This is a genomic window from Lysobacter daejeonensis GH1-9 (genome assembly GCF_000768355.1).
GTDB lineage: Bacteria > Pseudomonadota > Gammaproteobacteria > Xanthomonadales > Xanthomonadaceae > Aerolutibacter > Aerolutibacter daejeonensis.
Genome location: NZ_AVPU01000004.1, coordinates 1 through 16,861, shown reverse-complemented (window position 1 = coordinate 16,861; position 16,861 = coordinate 1). Strand labels below are relative to the sequence as shown.

The following is a 16,861-nucleotide window of genomic DNA, read 5'->3' as shown; positions in this document are numbered from 1 at the left end:
CGTGGGAGTTCCCGCTTGAACAAGCCGCCGCGCAACAGTCCGGTGGCTTCGGCGCCGATCTCGGACGACAACGACACCGTCGAGTTCTGTGGCACCTGCGCGTTCTCCAGCGCCTGCATGGCCCAGGGCTACGACAAGGCCGCCCTGCGCGACCTGCACGTGCTGGTGGAGCACGTCGGTCCGTTCCACGCCGGCACCACCCTGTTCCGTGAAGGCGACGCTTTCAACGCCATCGCCGCGGTTCGCGCCGGCACGGTCAAGACCAGCATGGTGGATGGCCACGGCCGCGAGCAGGTGCTGGGCTTCTACCTGCCCGGCGAGGTCATCGGCCTCAACGGCATCCATGACGACCGCTACCCCTGCGACGCCGTGGCGCTGGACACCGTCACCCTGTGCCGGTTCTCGTTCCCGCAGATCGCCATGCTTGCCTCGCGCATGCCGGGCCTGCAGCAGCACCTGTTCAAGCTGTTGTCCGCGGACATCGGCAAGGCGGCGGTGCGCGCTGGCGACTTCAGCGCCGACGAGCGCATGGCCGCCTTCCTGGTGTCGCTGTCGCGTCGCTACGCCGCCCGTGGCTACTCGGCCACGCGCCTGCACCTGCCGATGCCGCGCGCCGACATCGCCAACTACCTGGGTCTGGCCGCTGAAACCGTCAGCCGCGTGCTGCGCCGCTTCCAGCAGGAAAACCTGATCAACGTCGACCGCCGTGAGATGGAAATCCTCGACATGGCGCGAATGACGACACTGGCCGCGCCCGTCCTGCGCAGCTAACCTCGGCTTGGGCGACCCCTCCGGGCGCGCCTGGGGACTTCGAACTGCCACCGGCTTCCAACCGCGCGCTCGCGTGCGGTTGGACGCGCGCGCACGCAAGCGCCCCGACAATTGGTCTGAAACTGGTCCGGATTGATCTAAGTCAGTGCCGTGGCAGGGCCCCAGGCCGACCATGGCACCACTTCGCAAAGGAGTTGTTTCATGGATACCACTCGCAAGTTATGGCTGGGGCTGGCGGCGCTGTTGCTCGCCAGCTTCGGTGTGCTGCTCTACATGGGCAGCGACATCCACCAAAAAGCTCCACCGATGCCGGACAAGGTGGTCACCGAAAGCGGCCAGACCTTGTTCACCAAGGCCGACTTCGAACGCGGCCGCCAGGTCTGGCAGACCACCGGTGGCCAACAGCTCGGCTCCATCTGGGGCCATGGCGCGCTGGTCGCCCCGGACTGGTCGGCCGACTGGCTGCACCGGGAAGCGGTGGCCATGCTGGAGCTGCGCTCACGCGCAGAGACCGGCCTGCCCTACGCCAACCTGGACGAGGCCGACCAGGCCCGCATCCAGGCGCTGGTGAAGCCGGAACTGCGCAAGAACACGCATGACCCGGCCACCAACACCATCACGGTGAGCGACGAGCGCGCCCAGGCCATCGCTTCGGTGGCGGCGCACTACAGCAGCGTGTTCTCCAACGACCCGGCGACCGCAGAGCTGCGCGAAACCTATGCGATGAAGAACAACACGGTGCCCGATCAGGAGAGCCGCGAGAAGCTCGCCGCGTTCTTCTGGTGGACCTCGTGGGCTGCGGTGACCAATCGCCCGGACGACGTGAAGTCGTACACCGCCAACTGGCCATACGACCCGCTGGTGGGCAACACCGCCACGCCGAGTTCGTTCCTGTGGACGGTGTTCAGCGTGATCTTCATGATCGCGGGCATCGGCCTGCTGGGCTGGCACTACGCGTCCTGGCACAGCAAGGAAGAGCATGCGACCCCGCCGGCGCAGGACCCGCTGAAGGGCCTAAAGATCACTCCGTCGATGAAGGCCACCGCCAAGTACTTCTGGGTGGTGATCGCGCTGTTCCTGGTGCAGATCCTGCTGGGCGCCACCACCGCGCACTACCAGGTGGAAGGCCAGGAAGCCTATGGCTTCGCCATCGCCGAGATCCTGCCCTACTCGCTGACGCGCAGCTGGCACACGCAGCTGGCCGTGCTGTGGATCGCCACCGCGTGGCTGGGCACCGGCCTGTACATCGCCCCGGCGATCTCCGGGCATGAGCCGAAATTCCAGCGGTTTGGCGTCAACTTCCTGTTTACCTGCCTGATCATCATTGTCGTTGGCGCCTTCGCGGGCCAGTGGTTCGCGGTGATGCAGAAGATGGGCATCCAGTACAACTTCTGGTTCGGCCACCAGGGTTGGGAATACACCGACATCGGCCGCTTCTGGCAGATCTTCCTGTTCATCGGCCTGCTGCTGTGGCTGGTGCTGATGGGCCGTGCCCTGTGGCCGGCGCTGAAGCGCAAGGATGAGATGTCCTCGATCGTGGGCCTGCTGTTCATGTCGGTGGTGGCCATCGGCCTGCTGTACGGCGCTGGCCTGATGTGGCGTGAGCACACCCACATCTCGCTGGTCACCTACTGGCGCTGGTGGGTGGTGCACCTGTGGGTGGAAGGCTTCTTCGAAGTGTTCGCCACCGCGGTCATCAGCTTCCTGTTCGTCAAGCTGGGCCTGATCCGCGGCAAGACCGCCACGATCAACGTGCTGTTCGCCACCATCGTGTACATGGCCGGCGGCGTGCTGGGCATGTTCCACCACCTGTACTTCGCCGGCACGACGACGGCGGTGGTGGCATTGGGCGCCAGCTTCTCGGCGCTGGAAGTGGTGCCGCTGGCGCTGATCGGCATGGAAGCGTTCGAGACCTGGCGCCACAGCCGCGCCACGCCGTGGATGGAGCGCTACCGCTGGCCGATCATGTTCTTCCTGGCGGTGAGCTTCTGGAACCTGGTGGGCGCCGGCGTGTTCGGCTTCCTCATCAACACCCCGCTGGCGCTGTACTACATGCAGGGCCTGAACCTGACGGCGCTGCACGGCCACACCGCACTGTTCGGCGTGTACGGCATGCTCGGCATCGGCCTGATGCTGTTCTGCCTGCGTGGCCTGAAGCCGGAGTCGCTGTGGAGCGAAGGCCTGCTGCGCAGTTCCTTCTGGACCTTCAACATCGGCCTGGGCCTGATGGCCATGCTGACGCTGCTGCCGCTGGGCGTGCTGCAGCTGCAGGCGGTGCTGGAGAACGGCTACTGGTACGCGCGTTCGGCCGACTTCATGGGCCGGCCGATCATCGACATGCTGGTGTGGATGCGCGTGCCGGGCGACACGATCTTCGCGGCGGGCGCTGGCCTGATGGCGTGGTTCGTGTTCCGGCAGTGGATCCTGCCGCAGCGTGAGAAGGCGGGTGCGGCGATTGCGGCTAGCGAAAGCGTCTGAGTTGAATCAGGAGTGGTAGGGAAACGGGGCCTTCGGGCCCCGTTTCTTTTTTCGCTTTCTTTGGGTGGCGGGACGGAGGCGGGACGCGGTGGGCGTTGCTCCAGCGCTCCGTCGCGGGGTCCTGCCGCGAGTCGCGCCGCGGACCATCCATGGTCCGCTTTTCCGCAACACCCACCGCGTCCCGCCTCCTGGCCACACGCCACGAGTTCGTTTCAGTGATGGAACGAACCTATGAATTATCGCCGACTACCAACATTGGCGCGGCGAAACTACAGTAGTCGGCAACCGGGCACTGCCCGTCACGTTTCAGGAGCACCCCATGAAGAAGGTCCTTGGTACCCGCAGCGCCCCCTCCCGCCACTGGGTCGGTGATGGCTTCCCGGTGCACGGCCTGTTCGGCTACACCGGCGCCGACGTGGCCGAGCGCAGCCCGTTCCTGATGCTGGATTACGCGGCCCCGACCCGCTTCGAGCCGACCACCCAGCGGCGCGGCGTGGGTCAGCATCCGCACCGCGGTTTTGAGACGGTCACCATCGTGTACGACGGCGAAGTGGAGCACCGCGACTCCACCGGCCAGGGCGGTGTCATCGGCAAGGGCGACGTGCAGTGGATGACCGCCGGCAGCGGCATCCTGCACGAGGAGTTCCACTCCGCCGAGTACGCCAAGACCGGCGGCCCGTTCGAGATGGTGCAGCTGTGGGTCAACCTGCCGGCGAAGGACAAGAAGGCCGCGCCGGGTTACCAGGCCATCACTGCCGACACCATTCCCGAGGTGGCCCTGGCGGACGAGGCCGGCCGGGTGCGCGTCATTGCCGGCGCGTACGAAGGCGCGAAGGGCCCGGCCAACACGTTTACCCCCATGAACGTGTGGGACGTGCGGCTCAATGCCGGCAAGACCATCGAGCTGCCACAGCCCGAAGGTTGGACGGTGCAGGTGGTGGTGCTGGCAGGCACGGTGCAGGTGAACGACGTGGCCGTACTGCGCGAAACGCAGATGGTCACGCTGGACACCAAGGGCACCGGTGTGACCATCGAGGCCAACAGCGATGCCAAGCTGTTGCTGCTGGCCGGCGAGCCGATCGACGAGCCGGTGGTGGGTTACGGCCCGTTCGTGATGAACAGCCAGGCCGAGATCATCCAGTCCATCGCCGACTTCAACAGCGGCAAGTTCGGGCGGATGCCGGGCTGACCGCACGCACCCGCGCTGTAACGAGGAAGGCCCCGCATTGCGGGGCCTTCTGCTGTTGCTGGCCGGCGCGCACTGCCTCAGGCCCCCACGCTCTCGCGTACCTGGAAGATGTTGCCCTCCGGGTCCACCGCGTTGCACACGACGAAGCCGGGGCCGCGGTACTGCTCCGGCCACACTGCACCCCCCATTACTGCCGCCGCGTCGCGCGCCTGTGCCAGGCTGGGCACGGTGTGGAAGAACTTGATGGCCGCGTCGTCGCGCGGCACCGGCGGCGTGGCGATGCTGACCTGCGCGGCACGCTCGGGCGGCATGGCGTGCACCACCAGCTGCAGGTCGGGCGAGCGCAGTACGGTCATCTGCGGCGTGGCGTGCGCGCGGGTCATGCCGAGCAGTTCGACGTAGAACGCCGCCAGGCGCTCCACGTCCTTGGCGTAGACAAACAGACCGGCTCGTGCGGGACCTGACATGGGGGAACTCTTAGTGGAAGCGAGGCGGTGATTATCCGAGATGCGCGCGCGACATACGGCTACTTAGGTTGCGGCGCCCCCTTCTTGGGCAGGTCATCGCCGACCTGCACCCACGGCACGTGCGCGTCGTAATACACATGCACGGCAGGCTCGCGGTCCAGCGGATCGGTGAACAGCGCGCGCGCCACGTGCGTCTCGCCGGGCCATCGCGTGGAACGGAAAAACATCGGGCTGCCACACCGCGCGCAAAACCCGCGCTGCGCGCCGGGGCTGGATTCGTACCAGGTCACCTGCTCGGCCCCGGCCTCGATGGTGAACCGATCGCCAGGGAAGCCTGCCCACGTCACGAACGCTGCGCCGTGGGCGCGACGGCACATGCTGCAGTGGCAATGCGCCACCCATTTGGATGGCAAATCGGCGCGGAAGCGGACCGCGCCGCAGAGACAGGAACCGCAAGCAACGGGCGTGTCCATGACGCGTCTCCCTCACTGCCCCGCCGGCGGCTCCCACAGCTCCAGCTTGTTGCCTTCCGGGTCGGTGACCCAGCCGAACTTGCCGTACTCGGATTCCTCGACCTTGTCCTCCACCTGCACGCCCTCCGCACGCAGCACGGCCAGCAGCGCATGCAAGTCCTGCACGCGATAGTTGATCATGAAGGGCGATTGGCCCGGCCCGAAGTACGTGGTGTCCGCCGCGAACGGGCTCCAGACCGTGGTGCCCACGCCCTCGGGGTTATCGGCGTTCTTCCACTGGAAAGCCGCACCGCCCCAGTCCAGCACGTCAATGCCCAGGTGCGTCTTGTACCAGGCACCCAATGCCTTGGGGTCCTTGGCCTTGAAGAAGATGCCGCCGATGCCGGTGACGCGCTTCATTGGTGCTCCGGGGCCATTGCGCGGCGTCCGTCCAGGGCGCAGGCGCCGAGCAGGTACGTGCCGTACACCGCAGGCAGCAGCGCCACCAGCCACGCCCACGAGAACGCGCTGTAGCCCGTGGCCACCTGATAGACGCTGTAAAGCACGGCCGAACTGGCCAGCAGCAACAGTACCCGGCTGATTGCCCGGGTCATGCCAAGACGATCTTTCTTTGTGTTGCCCATCATCTGTAACTCCCCCCCCAGGGAACTGGCGTGATTGATCGGCGCCGCGTCACTGCGGCTTGGTGCGCTGCTCCAGCAGCTTCAGGTACGAGGTGCAGATCCGGGCCTGCTCGTCGGCAGGCTTGGCCGCCAGCTTGGCCTCGAAGTCCTGCACCAGGGCCGCGGTGTATTCCTCCAGCGGCTTGCCCTTGGGCGGGTTGGCCTGCGCCAGCGCGTGCCCGCGCTCCACCGATGCCTGGTTGGCCACCGACCAGGCTTCGGCCGCGACGGTAAAGCCAGCTTCGTTGTTCATCAGCGGCCCGCAGATCTTGACCGTGCTGGGGATGCCCACGCTGCGCATGTAGTTCATCCAGTCGTCCAGCTCGGCGTCGGTGGGCTCGTAGGCCTGGGCCGCGCCCGCGAGCAGGACGGACAACAGCAGAAATGCCGTGCGGTGTTTCATTGTTTCCCCGAAGTGATGCCTCATCCGGGATGCCGCCCTGCCCCCTTGGCGCGCGGCCCCCGACCATTCCCGGGCGCTGATGGTTCAGGCCCGGCCCCGGGGTCACTCTGCCATGGCTGGGGATGACCTTGCGAGCCCCCCGGGATGAATCGGGCCGGCCCTTACTTACCCGTCGTGGAGAAGCTGGCCAGGAAGGTATTGAACGACGCCGCGTACGGGGTGATGCGGTCCCCGCAGCGCGTGTCGGGGTCCTTGCGCTTGTCGGCGGCGCACTGGCTGGACTCGGCGATGAGCGTGTCCAGCGGCTGCATCATCAGACTCATCGAGCGCCAGGACAGGTTGAGCTCGTACATGCCGTGCGTGGAAGCGTCCATGCACATGGCCACGAAGCCGACCATGCGCTCGTCCAGCGCAAACGGACGGTCGGGCGCCGTGCTGACGCAGGCCGGGTTGCTGCTGGGCGCGAACGTGAGGTTGGGATACTTGGACTGCGCCACCGCCAGCGCGTCCATCCCCTCCGCCGCCGGTCCCTTGTAGAGCACGCTGAGGGCGTAGGTGTCATAGCCGCTGAGGCCGATCACCATGACGGTGTTGCGCTTCTCCTGCTTGTCGGCGAAGGCATTCCACTCGATGTCGGCGAACACTTCGCGCGGTGCCGTGTATTTGAAGCGGTAGTAGTCGGTCTTTACCTGGCCCGCGGGCGGACGCTCGCCCAAGCGCTTGTAGTCCTCGGTGCCGGCCTGCACGTTGGCCACCACTGCGCAGGCCGCGAGGGCCAGTGCGTACTTCAACATCCCCATGTTTCCCCCATTGCGGGCCGAGGCCCGTTGTTTACGTCAGCCCGCCAGCCGCGGGGCCAGATGGAACAACACATTCGCCGCTCCGGTCGCGGGCGTGCAGCGGCGACAATAGCAAAGGGGCGCGGCCTGGTCGGTCACTGGCACAGCGCGACTCGCTGGGAGCGCTGGTCGATCATCAGCACCGCATCCTGCAACGCATGCGCGCCCACCAGAAGCTCCGGGAAGCGGTCCGACACGCGCACCTCCGCGTTGGCGTAGCCCACGTTGCCGATTCGGATGGGCGCCGCCAGGGTAGCTTTGTGCACCGCAACGGTTCCGTTGGTCAGCTGCCCCTGCCCGCCTGCTTCCAGCGGGCCGCCGCCCACACGTTCGTACAACGACTGCGGCAGCACGAACGCCACGTTGGCACCGGTATCCAGGTTGCCCAGCGTCTGCACGTCACCGATGGTCACTGGCACGCGGAAGGCGCGCTCGTACGCCAACGCATTCGCGTCCGTGGTGGAAAGGCCCTGTGTACGACTGAAGGTTAGCCGCTTGCGCGGGTAGTCGATCACCAGCAGGCCGTCGGCGAAGAACTCCCGGCCCAGGATGCCGGCGAAGCGCGCCTGCACCGACGTGCGGCTGCCGTAATCGCGCGTGATCACCTCAACGTGGGTGCGGACCAGCCCACCCAACGCAAGCGAGTCGATGTGGGTGGTGTCGACGGTGGCGGACTGCACGCCATCGGAGGTGGTCGTCTGCCCATGCACCGCCAGGTCCAGTGCGGCCACCAGGCTGGCGTCGGCGCGCCCCACCCCGCTGGCGCCCGTATCCACGGCGAAGCGGAACGGGCCGCGTCCATTGACGTGGGCCTGCACGTAGATGCGGCCGTCCACCAGCTCAAGAGGGACCTGTATCAGCGGAGCCTCATCCAACGCGTCAGCGAGCTGACATGCGTCACGGGGGGCAGTGGCATACACGCTGACCGGCCAAGACGCCAGCGCGGCCCACAGGCTCAAAGCACTGGCAAGGCGCCTGACTGATACCGTGCCCAACGCGCCGCACGCGTGCACTCGGTGATGTACCCGCTTAGCTTGTTCCATACCTGACTACCTCCAGTTGTTGAAGGAGGAGAGATACGGGCGGCGCGGAAACGGTTGCTATGCGGTCGAACATGGGGAACCCCGATGTCGTCCGTGGGAAGTGATCGATGCTCACCCAGGCACCAAAAGTATTGTGGATCCGCGCCCTATTGGTATCGGCTGCATTCCTTCCGCAAACGACGAACCGCTCAACGTCCCCCGGTGCGATACCACCGTTCAACATTACTTCGCAGTAGCGACTGACCGGCGCCTTGGTTGCAGAACGTGGTTCTGGATTAGACGCACCCGCGGGAGCCGACGGAGCCTGTGCGACGCGGTTGTCTTCGAGTGCCGTTGAATGCCGCGATGGCGGCAGTCCCGTGCGATGCCCAGGACTATGCGCCTGGCCGGGCACCGCGCTTCCGGTAGATCAGGCGAGCAAGCGCGCGGAGACGAGCCATGGCTGGCAAGACGCACAAGCAAGAATCAAGCGAACACGAAGTGGACGGACACACCGTCCGGATTGTCCGCGGGCCTGAGCAAGAGGAATTGTGGATCGACGGCACCCGTCGCCGCTTCTTCAAGAACTCGGGCGGGTATGTGCTTGCGGAGAACGCCTATGTACCGGCGCGTGGCTCCCTGCTCGAAGCAGCGAAGGCCTACCTGAGCCAGGCCGAGTGCACGAGGCCGCGCAAAGAGCAAGGAGAACGCTGATGCGCTGCCGAAAGAACTTCGTCGACCTGACCCCGGTCGAGCGCGAACGGCTCGCGGACGCGTTCAACGACGTCTTCAGCCGCGGTGTCATCTCCAACTTCGCGGGGGAGCATGACGACCACTTCAACCACGGTATCCACTGGGGACCGGCTTTCCTCCCGTGGCATCGCCATTTCCTGCTCCGGCTCGAGACGGAGCTGCGGCTTTTCGACGACAGGGTCAGCCTGCCGTACTGGGACTGGACCCGTTCGGACTCACGCGACCTGGACGTGGAGCCGTGGAAATCCTTCTTCGGCGGGCGCAACAACAGCGGCGGCCGTTTCGACCACTGGGACTATGTGCGCCGCAGCGACGACAACGGCGTCGTCCTTCCCAGCCTTGCCAACGTGCTGGCCGAGCTCAACGCCAACAGCTTCCCCGCGTTCCGGGCAATCGAATGCGGCACCCACTTCCCCGGCCACAACTGGATCGGCGAAACCATGGCGGGCGGGCGTTCGCCGGACGACCCGCTGTTCTACCTCCACCACTGCAATGTCGACCGCCTGTGGGCCATCTGGCAGCTCAATCATCCGGCGCCGGCCTTCGAGCAGTACTCAGGGGCCTCCAGCACGTGCAACGAGGACAGCGATGCCTTCGTTGACCTGAACTCACCGATGCATGGCGGCGCGACGCCCGCGTCGATGCTCAGCCACACTGCGCTTGGCTATGTGTACCACCCCGACGACCTGTTGCTGGCCGGTGCCCAGGCACAGGGCATGGCGGGATTCGTGTCGGGCGATCCGCTCACCATTGCGCTCGAAACGCCACAGGTCATCTTCAACGACGTGCCCGAGGGTGATACGACCCACCGTGCGGCGCTGTTCCGGATCACGGGCTGCGGCAACCTGATGTTCCAGGCCGCCATCACCTCGGGGCCCTTCACCCTGGCAGACCCCGGCCCCTACTCGTTCCCCGGCAGCGCTTTCCCGACGGACCAGTTCAGGGTCTGGGTGCAATACACCGGCCAGGCGCCCGGGACGCTCGATCAGGGCACGATGAGTGTGGTCGCCCACAACGCGTTTGGCGACGAGGTCTGGCGCGACGACGATGTCCCCATCGTCGCCAACTCCGTCCGTCGGCCGCGGGCCTCGGTGACCCTGGTGCTGGACGAGTCAGGCAGCATGCTCGCCAATGCCGGCAACAACCGCATGCGCCTGGAGGTACTGCAGTACGCCGCCACCACCTTCGTCGACCAGCTCTATGACGACAATGGCGTGGCGATGGTCGCCTTTTCCGATGCCGCCCAGACCGTCCGTGACCTGGAGGTCGCCGGCGCGCTCACCTCGGGCGTGCGCAACGATGTGCGGCTGAAGATCAGCCAGCACGGCCCGCCCGACGCGTATCCCCACACCTGCATCGGCGCCGGCATCCAGCAGGCGACAAGTCTCATCGGGGCCTCGCCGATCGCAGGCGATTTCGACACCAATGCGATCGTCGTTTTCACCGACGGCATCGAGGATCGCACGCCGCGGATCGCCGACGTCCAGGACCTGATCACCGACCGGGTCTATGCCGTGGGCGTTGCCGACGCGGCCAATGTCCAGAACGACATCCTCCGCGCCATCGCCGACGACTCCGGCGGGTTCATGCTGGTCACCGGCGCCCTGGCACAGGACGATGAGTTCCTGCTGGAGAAATTCTTCATCCAGATCCTCGCCGGCGTCCTCAATCGCGACATCGTCCGCGACCCGGAAGGCTCGGTGGGCTTCGGCGAGATTGCGCGCGTGCCCTTCTCGATCACCCGCTCCGACATCGCCTTCGATGCCGTCGCCTTGACCCGGGCGCCGCAGTTCCTTGCCATTGCCTTGCAGGCCCCGGACGGAACCATTGTCGGCGTACCCCAGCTCCCGCCAGATACCTATCGGCCCGGCTCCGCCTCGCGCAGCCTGCGCGTGACGCTTCCGGTCCTGGTGGACGGCAAGGAACATTGGGAGGGCGAATGGCAACTGCTGCTGGCGCTGATGGGCCGGGGCGACGCCGCCAAACTGACGCACATGCCCGGCGCCATCTCGGCCCCGGGCCAGGCCCCGCGCCTGCCGTTCCATGCGTTGTTCCATGCGCGTTCCAACCTCAACATGCGCGCGAGGCTAAGCCAGACCGGCAGTGCGCCCGGTTCCACGCTGTACCTGCGCGCACGGCTTACGGAGTATGGGCGGCCGCTTGCCACCCACCCCACCATCAACGCGACCGTGACGCTCCCGGACCAGTCGACCACCGTGGTAGCGCTGCATGAGACCGACGTCGGGTTGTTCGAGGCGGCGGTGGTGGCCACGCAGAACGGCGCGCACCGCTTCCATCTGGTCGCCGAGGGCCATGCCTCACGCGGGGCACGATTCACGCGCGAGCAACTGCTCTCCGCGGTGATCGGCCGCGTCCCACAGCCGGGCGATCCGCGACCGGGCGACGGCGGTCCAGGCCGGGACGGTGATGGCGTGAAGGACTTCCTGTGCTGCCTGCTCAGCGAACGCGTGCTTACGGGCCGGTTTGCCGAATTTGCAAAGCGCATCGGCATCGACGTGGATCAGTTGCGACGTTGCGCAAAGCGCATGTGCCATCACCGCGACGAGAAGGAGCAGCCACCGATCCTCCGCTGAACTTGAATCGTGGGAACTACTTTGCCGCGCCGTCCACAAGCACCGCGTCCACCGGCGACTCGAACGCAATGAACAGCACGCATGGCACGTCGCCCGTGCAGTGCGCCTTGTGTGTCCGCTTGGCAGGGCCGTACGCATAAGTGCCCGGCTTGAGCGTGGTGGCCTGCTGCCCCTCGTACGCGACTTCCATCTCGCCCGAGAGCAACACCATCCGTTCCGCCGACGTATGCCAGTGGGCTGGAATCCGCGCGCCCGCAGGCACCCGGAACAGGAGGTCCGCGTTGTCCTTGGCGGGGTCACCATGGAGCACCGCAATCGCGCAACCCATGGGGAACCCCTCGGGACAGGGCGCCCATGTGAGACCTGCATCCTGGTGGGTGCGCGCCAAGGCCTGCTCAACTGGAGGCGATTGCGCGAGGACGGCCGCGCTGCCCAGCAGCATGCCGAGGAAGGCTACAACATAGGGGTGCTTGTGCATGACCCTCTCCTGGCTGGCAAAGCCCTTGGGGCGTTGCCCCTGATCCGGGTGACATTACCCGCACATCGGGCCGGCCGACTCGCCCATATGGGTGATGGAGCCTGCCGAGGCCGTTGGTGGGGATGGGGGCCCCTGACCGTGGGCGAGGGGTCGGTGAGGCCATTGCCAGGGGTCGGTAACCGTGACAGGGCCGATGGGCCTCAGGGCCAAACCTCATTAACGAGATCACCGATCTCCATTGGCTCGCTACGCCCCTCCAAGGCCTTGCGCCATGCGGAGGGATTGGGAAAACCGTGCGCGGAAGGCGCATCCCACAGCGTCGCATTCAGCGCAAACACCACCACGCCGTCGCGTGCCTCAAACGGTGGCACTGCCTGGATGGCTTGGGTCAGCCGCGCCGCGACGGCATCGGGAAGCGCCGGCTGGAAGTCCAGCCACGCCATCGAGCGTCTACCGGGACGCACGGCGAGCACCACGAAACCGCTGGTCGGGCTCGGCGCCTCACGGGCCATTGTTGCTTCCGCCGCCGCCTGCACCGCCTTGATGTAGCCACTCAATGAATCGATGGAAGGAACGCGTTCCTGCAGCACGAAATCCGGTTGCAGCAGCACGATGCCCTGCGTCTGGTAGGGCGTGGCGGCCAATACTGGGAACACGGAAAACACCATCAGCAGCACGGCTAGCCATCGCACGCTTACACCTTTCTTTGTCGCAGCCATCACGCCACCATCCAAGGCACCCGGTAAAACAGCAGCGGCGACAATAGCAAAGGGCGCGCCTACCGCACGACAAACGAAGTCCGCAGCGGCACCTCGACGGCACGCAGCCGGTCCTTGACCGTGACCATCACGACCCAGGTACCGCGCGGGTCTGCGGGCTCGGCAATGAACTTCAACCACGCCGTGGTCAGGAAAACGCCCTTCGGATCGCCTTTCAGCTCCGCCTTGAAGCAAGGCATGTCCAGCTCACGGATCGAGTAGGACCCGTCCGGCCGCTGCACGATGAAGTCGCAGGCAACATCGGTCATGCCGGACGCGGGGTCGACCTGCGGATTGCCCAGGAACGTGAGGATGAAGAGCTCCCCGCCGGGGCCGACTTCCTTGGCTTCGGAAAAGTGCGGCGTGTGCTCGCGCGGCGTCTCCCATTTCTCCATCCAGTCCTGGTCTGGGGTGACGAGAAGCATGGCGCTGAATCCCTCAATCGACTTGACCGACTCGCTTTCCGCGATCGGCTTGCCGTCCATGTTTCTCCAACCGTCCTGGGCAAACGCCACCAAGGGCGTCAATAACAGCGCAAGCAGTACTGCGCGAAAACGCATCATGGCCAATCAACACCTCCCCCAGGGAACAGACATCAAGAGAACGGCGCCGGACCGAAAGTCGCACGCCCCAAGTACCAAGCTCACTTCGACGTCGACGACTTCGCCTTGGCCCACCGCAGCTGCTCGATATACCGCAGCTCGTTATTCGCCAAGTCGTTGCCGGGCTCCAGCTTCAACGAGTCGTTGAAGGCCTGCTCCGCTTCGTCCAGGCGATCCAGTTCGATCAGCGCAAAGCCGATGCCGCGCAGGATCAGCGGCTTGAGGTACGCGGAGCTGGGGTACTTCTCCGCCAGCGCCATGGCCTCCTGGTAGATCAGCAGCGACTTGGCACGATCGCCCAGCTTGCCGACCAGGTAGGCGCGCTCGGCCAGCGGCTCGGCCCAGTGCGGCGAGAGCGCCTGCGCGCGGTCCAGGTAAGCAAAGGCGGCGTCCGCATCGTTGGCGCCCACCGCGAGGAACGCGGCGGCCTTGTACGCCGCCGGGCACGCCTGGTCGACAAAGATGGTGGTCACGCCCGGCTCGGCGTCGCGGTACTCCTTGGCCTCGGCGTCGTTGTTGACGCTGTACACGCGCAACTGATCAGTGTTCTTCTGCTGGTCACAGAATGCCAGCGGCGCCTGCAACGCCGCCCATGCAGCGCGGGTGTCACCCTTCTGCGCAGCGAGCATGGAACGCGTGACCTCGGCACGGTACTGCTCGCCGATGTAGGCGTCCGCCGGGCCACGCAGCATGTGGCTCGCCACTCCCTCAATCTTGTCGGCCCAACAGGACGCCGCCGGCAACCACAGCGCGAAGCACAAGGTCAGTTGGCGCATGGGCCCTCCGACGTGGCGCATCGCAACCATGCCGGCAGCTCGGGTTCGGGCGCGGACGGCGTGAGCACCACCGGCACGCGGACCCGCCCGCCGCGCCCCGGCGGCAGCTGGGCCACGTTGGGGTCGATGACCCAGGTAAGGGCGCTGTCCCGGGCCGCCCGGTCGATGTCCCGGTTGCGCGAACTGCGCTCGAAGATCGCGTCGCGGACCTCACCGCACGGGTTCAGCACCAGGATCAGCACGGCGGTGCCGGACACGTTGGCGCCGATCAGGTGCTCCGGGTAGGCGATGTGCTGCTGCGGCGGCTTGGGCGTGCAGGCCTCCTGCTCGATCGCGCTCCACTTGGCCTCCCACGGGCGACTCGGGGGCTCGGGCGGCGGTGGCGGCGGCGGTACCGCGCCGTCACCTGCGAGCAGGGCAAGGCCAATGAGTGCGGAAAGCATCCTTACGTTCTCCAGAGCGGTCCAAGGTCAGATCCCCCTCCACCCCGCGACGCGGCGGCGGGTGCGCCACAGCCTAACGCCCGTCGTGCGCCGGCGTCAGGTGGGTCAGCATGCAGCGCCACTGCCCATCCACCCGGCGGTAGATGTCGGTGATGTATTCGTCGGCCGCCATGGGCTGGCCCTTGAAGGTGCCGGTGTTCTGGCCGCGACCGGTGATCCACGCCACGTCGCCGATCACGCACGCATGCGTGGCCACCTTGGTCATGGTGGCGTGGGTCAGCATGCCCGAGCCGATGACGCCCAGGACGCGGGCGCCCGGGATGGGACCGGCCTCGGGCGTCACCAGGATCCAGTCGTCGGTGACGCAGCGGGCGATCTACTCGACGTCATTGGGGACCATGGCCTGGTTGAAGGCGTCCTCGAGCTCAACCAGGAACGCGGGAATCTCGGCTTGCAGCAGCGTGTGCATGGCGAACCCGATCGGCGCAGTGGACGGACAGCATAGGCGGTTGGGGGGGATGGGGTCGGTGACTGGGTCGTACCCAGTCGGCGACTGAGTCGTAACCGGTTGGGGACTGCGTTGCACCCAGTCGGGGACTGCCTTGCACCCAGTCGGCGACTGCCTCATACCCGGTCGGCGACTGCCTCATACCCGGTCGGCGACTGCCTCGCACCCAGTCCAAGACTGCCTGGCACCCGGTCGGGGACTGCCTCGACCCGGTTGGCCACTGCCTCGGACCCAGTTCCCCACTGCCTCGTACCTGGTCGGCCACTGCCTCGATGGGGTCTGGGACTCCTCCAATCGTGAATCTCGCCACCGAACAACTGACGCGGCTTCGCCAAGTCCAGGGTCGGTCACGGGGTTCACCATGACCGCGTCGCGGGGATGGCAGCGTCTCGACCGATGGATACGGGCGCAATCTAAGTCAAGCGCTAGAGCTTTGCCGCCACATACTTGTCTGTTGCGGCAACCAGATCACAGATGAACCGAATGTGCTTGCGAAGATCCTCGCGAGTTACTGCGTGGGCGTCAGGTTGACCAGCCCGTGGCCGCAACGAACGATGGGCGATATCTCCTCGCTTCTTGGCAAGACGATTCAGCTCAGCACGCGCTCTGGCAGGATCGTAGTTGTTCCAGACCCAACCCTCGGTTACATCAATCTCCAGGAACTTCTCGAAGATGGCGCGGACGCGGTCAGTACTTGGGGTGTGGAAGTACTTAAGATCGTTCTGCAAGGACGAGATGTAGAACTCCGCTAGGCGGCCGCCATTGCCCGTCCCACCAGAAACCGCTCCCGCCGCCTCAACAATTCGATCCTCGATGTAGGTCTCAAGGGCGGCCAATGCCATTACCAAGCTGGCGCGCTTAAGGACCTCTGCGCTAGGTGGTGGAGGCTGCTGGTTGAGGGAGTCGAAGTGACTGAGTAGGTCGTTGGCGTCCTGAATGGCGAACTCGAACGCTTGGAATGCCTGTGATGTCATAGCTCAGTTTCGACGCCTGAATTAACCCGATCCGCGAAGCGGCCTCGGCTTGAAGGAGTTGTTAGCTGGCAGCCGCAAGCCTGGACTTGTCAATCAAGTAATTGACGAAGGCAGTACAGGCCACGAGCATGAACTTAGAATCTACAAAAGTGATTGACGTTTCTTCAAGCATTGCGTGCCTGATGCCGCCGGAGTCAGACGTATATCCATAAAGCTTTGAAAGTGCTGACTTGAGCGCGGGATGTATCAGGCCTTTATCTTCTAGAGGTTTCAGCGCCTGCCCCAAGGTGGCGGATGGGGCGCCAGTGATTTGTTGGCAGACCGCCTCGACGGCACTGATCGATTCTTTAATTGAGTTTCTATGATCCGGAGCTGCCCGATCCGAGAGCTTTTCGAGCGCAGACCTAAAGTGGGCACGAGCGCCGGCATTGAGAGCGCTATTTCCAATAGCAGACTCGATGCTAGAGATCTCGTCTTCAGATGTTATTGGAGCGATCTGGCCGTTGATTAGGCGGTAACCAGAAATATGCTCCTCGAGAACTCGATTGCTCATGCGCACCAGAGCTTTGCTCATGTTCTCGGGCGCATATGACACACAAAATTCAATCATGTCATAGCACTCATTCCATGGACTGGAAAAGTAGTGGGGTTCTACCCCGAAATCACGGACG

General features: G+C 65.4%; 20 protein-coding genes. 5 read left to right on the top strand and 15 right to left on the bottom strand.

What is annotated here, in order from left to right; all coding sequences use genetic code 11:
• The first annotated feature begins 15 nt into the window (after nucleotides 1-15).
• The 3 genes from N800_RS03255 (at nucleotide 16) to N800_RS03245 (ending at nucleotide 4,438) form a co-directional block, all read left to right on the top strand.
• Nucleotides 16-771, top strand: coding sequence for a helix-turn-helix domain-containing protein (locus tag N800_RS03255; protein ID WP_036134850.1), 756 nt, complete (start codon nucleotides 16-18; stop codon nucleotides 769-771).
• 201 nt (nucleotides 772-972) lie between these two features.
• Complete coding sequence (locus N800_RS03250; protein ID WP_036134847.1) at nucleotides 973-3,249, top strand: nitric-oxide reductase large subunit; 2,277 nt, start codon at nucleotides 973-975, stop codon at nucleotides 3,247-3,249.
• Between the two features lie 319 nt (nucleotides 3,250-3,568).
• Entirely contained in the window at nucleotides 3,569-4,438 is an 870-nt protein-coding gene (locus tag N800_RS03245; protein ID WP_036134845.1) for a pirin family protein, read from the top strand.
• 77 nt (nucleotides 4,439-4,515) lie between these two features.
• Here N800_RS03245 and N800_RS03240 read toward each other — a convergent pair whose 3' ends face one another.
• The 7 genes from N800_RS03240 to N800_RS03210 all read right to left on the bottom strand — a co-directional run bounded on the left by N800_RS03240 (nucleotide 4,516) and on the right by N800_RS03210 (nucleotide 8,118).
• Nucleotides 4,516-4,905, bottom strand: a complete 390-nt coding sequence (locus N800_RS03240) for a VOC family protein (protein WP_036134843.1) — start codon at nucleotides 4,903-4,905, stop codon at nucleotides 4,516-4,518.
• Between the two features lie 59 nt (nucleotides 4,906-4,964).
• Nucleotides 4,965-5,378, bottom strand: a complete 414-nt coding sequence (locus tag N800_RS03235; RefSeq protein ID WP_036134841.1) for a GFA family protein — start codon at nucleotides 5,376-5,378, stop codon at nucleotides 4,965-4,967.
• Between the two features lie 12 nt (nucleotides 5,379-5,390).
• Nucleotides 5,391-5,777 (bottom strand): VOC family protein, encoded by a 387-nt coding sequence (locus tag N800_RS03230; RefSeq protein WP_036134838.1) that lies wholly within the window; start codon nucleotides 5,775-5,777, stop codon nucleotides 5,391-5,393.
• The gene (locus tag N800_RS03225; RefSeq protein WP_156962856.1) at nucleotides 5,774-5,971 is read right to left on the bottom strand and encodes a hypothetical protein; all 198 of its coding nucleotides are present in this window, start codon (nucleotides 5,969-5,971) and stop codon (nucleotides 5,774-5,776) included. Before N800_RS03225 ends, N800_RS03230 begins: the two co-directional genes overlap by 4 nt.
• Before the next feature lie 79 nt (nucleotides 5,972-6,050).
• Nucleotides 6,051-6,443 carry a hypothetical protein gene (locus tag N800_RS03220; RefSeq protein ID WP_036134833.1) on the bottom strand — a complete coding sequence of 131 codons (393 nt, stop codon included), beginning with the start codon at nucleotides 6,441-6,443 and terminating at the stop codon, nucleotides 6,051-6,053.
• Between the two features lie 161 nt (nucleotides 6,444-6,604).
• Entirely contained in the window at nucleotides 6,605-7,243 is a 639-nt protein-coding gene (locus tag N800_RS03215; protein ID WP_156962855.1) for a hypothetical protein, read from the bottom strand.
• A 134-nt stretch (nucleotides 7,244-7,377) separates the two neighbouring features.
• Nucleotides 7,378-8,118, bottom strand: coding sequence for an aspartyl protease family protein (locus tag N800_RS03210; RefSeq protein ID WP_198032460.1), 741 nt, complete (start codon nucleotides 8,116-8,118; stop codon nucleotides 7,378-7,380).
• Between the two features lie 645 nt (nucleotides 8,119-8,763).
• Here N800_RS03210 and N800_RS03205 point away from each other — a divergent pair.
• A complete protein-coding gene (locus N800_RS03205) occupies nucleotides 8,764-9,018 on the top strand; it encodes a hypothetical protein (RefSeq protein ID WP_036134828.1) in 255 nt (84 codons plus the stop codon).
• Complete coding sequence (locus N800_RS03200; protein WP_036134825.1) at nucleotides 9,018-11,651, top strand: tyrosinase family protein; 2,634 nt, start codon at nucleotides 9,018-9,020, stop codon at nucleotides 11,649-11,651. The genes N800_RS03205 and N800_RS03200 overlap by 1 nt, the downstream gene beginning before the upstream one ends.
• A 16-nt stretch (nucleotides 11,652-11,667) precedes the next feature.
• On the opposite strand, the gene N800_RS03195 is transcribed toward N800_RS03200, so the two are convergent.
• From N800_RS03195 to N800_RS15815, 8 genes are all read right to left on the bottom strand, one after another.
• Entirely contained in the window at nucleotides 11,668-12,129 is a 462-nt protein-coding gene (locus tag N800_RS03195; protein ID WP_036134822.1) for a cupin domain-containing protein, read from the bottom strand.
• A 200-nt stretch (nucleotides 12,130-12,329) separates the two neighbouring features.
• The gene (locus N800_RS03190; RefSeq protein ID WP_052107895.1) at nucleotides 12,330-12,821 is read right to left on the bottom strand and encodes a hypothetical protein; all 492 of its coding nucleotides are present in this window, start codon (nucleotides 12,819-12,821) and stop codon (nucleotides 12,330-12,332) included.
• Between the two features lie 86 nt (nucleotides 12,822-12,907).
• Complete coding sequence (locus N800_RS03185) at nucleotides 12,908-13,450, bottom strand: hypothetical protein (protein ID WP_232227530.1); 543 nt, start codon at nucleotides 13,448-13,450, stop codon at nucleotides 12,908-12,910.
• An 80-nt stretch (nucleotides 13,451-13,530) separates the two neighbouring features.
• Nucleotides 13,531-14,265, bottom strand: coding sequence for a hypothetical protein (locus N800_RS03180; RefSeq protein WP_036134820.1), 735 nt, complete (start codon nucleotides 14,263-14,265; stop codon nucleotides 13,531-13,533).
• Complete coding sequence (locus tag N800_RS15170; RefSeq protein ID WP_052107863.1) at nucleotides 14,253-14,708, bottom strand: energy transducer TonB; 456 nt, start codon at nucleotides 14,706-14,708, stop codon at nucleotides 14,253-14,255. The genes N800_RS03180 and N800_RS15170 overlap by 13 nt, the downstream gene beginning before the upstream one ends.
• 73 nt (nucleotides 14,709-14,781) lie before the next feature.
• Entirely contained in the window at nucleotides 14,782-15,084 is a 303-nt protein-coding gene (locus tag N800_RS03170; RefSeq protein ID WP_269635124.1) for a nuclear transport factor 2 family protein, read from the bottom strand.
• Between the two features lie 557 nt (nucleotides 15,085-15,641).
• A complete protein-coding gene (locus tag N800_RS03165; RefSeq protein WP_036134818.1) occupies nucleotides 15,642-16,190 on the bottom strand; it encodes a HEPN domain-containing protein in 549 nt (182 codons plus the stop codon).
• 61 nt (nucleotides 16,191-16,251) lie between these two features.
• Nucleotides 16,252-16,861: AbiJ-NTD4 domain-containing protein (locus tag N800_RS15815; protein ID WP_198032458.1), on the bottom strand; the 610-nt coding region annotated here is incomplete at its 5' end.

Excerpts from the sequence above, each read along its gene's own strand:
- N800_RS03250 (WP_036134847.1), top strand. The coding sequence starts at position 973 with ATGGATACCACTCGCAAGTTATGGCTGGGGCTGGCGGCGCTGTTGCTC.
- N800_RS03245 (WP_036134845.1), top strand. The coding sequence starts at position 3,569 with ATGAAGAAGGTCCTTGGTACCCGCAGCGCCCCCTCCCGCCACTGGGTC.
- N800_RS03240 (WP_036134843.1), bottom strand. The coding sequence starts at position 4,905 with ATGTCAGGTCCCGCACGAGCCGGTCTGTTTGTCTACGCCAAGGACGTG.
- N800_RS03235 (WP_036134841.1), bottom strand. The coding sequence starts at position 5,378 with ATGGACACGCCCGTTGCTTGCGGTTCCTGTCTCTGCGGCGCGGTCCGC.
- N800_RS03230 (WP_036134838.1), bottom strand. The coding sequence starts at position 5,777 with ATGAAGCGCGTCACCGGCATCGGCGGCATCTTCTTCAAGGCCAAGGAC.
- N800_RS03225 (WP_156962856.1), bottom strand. The coding sequence starts at position 5,971 with ATGACCCGGGCAATCAGCCGGGTACTGTTGCTGCTGGCCAGTTCGGCC.
- N800_RS03220 (WP_036134833.1), bottom strand. The coding sequence starts at position 6,443 with ATGAAACACCGCACGGCATTTCTGCTGTTGTCCGTCCTGCTCGCGGGC.
- N800_RS03215 (WP_156962855.1), bottom strand. The coding sequence starts at position 7,243 with ATGGGGATGTTGAAGTACGCACTGGCCCTCGCGGCCTGCGCAGTGGTG.
- N800_RS03205 (WP_036134828.1), top strand. The coding sequence starts at position 8,764 with ATGGCTGGCAAGACGCACAAGCAAGAATCAAGCGAACACGAAGTGGAC.
- N800_RS03200 (WP_036134825.1), top strand. The coding sequence starts at position 9,018 with ATGCGCTGCCGAAAGAACTTCGTCGACCTGACCCCGGTCGAGCGCGAA.
- N800_RS03195 (WP_036134822.1), bottom strand. The coding sequence starts at position 12,129 with ATGCACAAGCACCCCTATGTTGTAGCCTTCCTCGGCATGCTGCTGGGC.
- N800_RS03185 (WP_232227530.1), bottom strand. The coding sequence starts at position 13,450 with ATGATGCGTTTTCGCGCAGTACTGCTTGCGCTGTTATTGACGCCCTTG.
- N800_RS03180 (WP_036134820.1), bottom strand. The coding sequence starts at position 14,265 with ATGCGCCAACTGACCTTGTGCTTCGCGCTGTGGTTGCCGGCGGCGTCC.
- N800_RS15170 (WP_052107863.1), bottom strand. The coding sequence starts at position 14,708 with ATGCTTTCCGCACTCATTGGCCTTGCCCTGCTCGCAGGTGACGGCGCG.
- N800_RS03165 (WP_036134818.1), bottom strand. The coding sequence starts at position 16,190 with ATGACATCACAGGCATTCCAAGCGTTCGAGTTCGCCATTCAGGACGCC.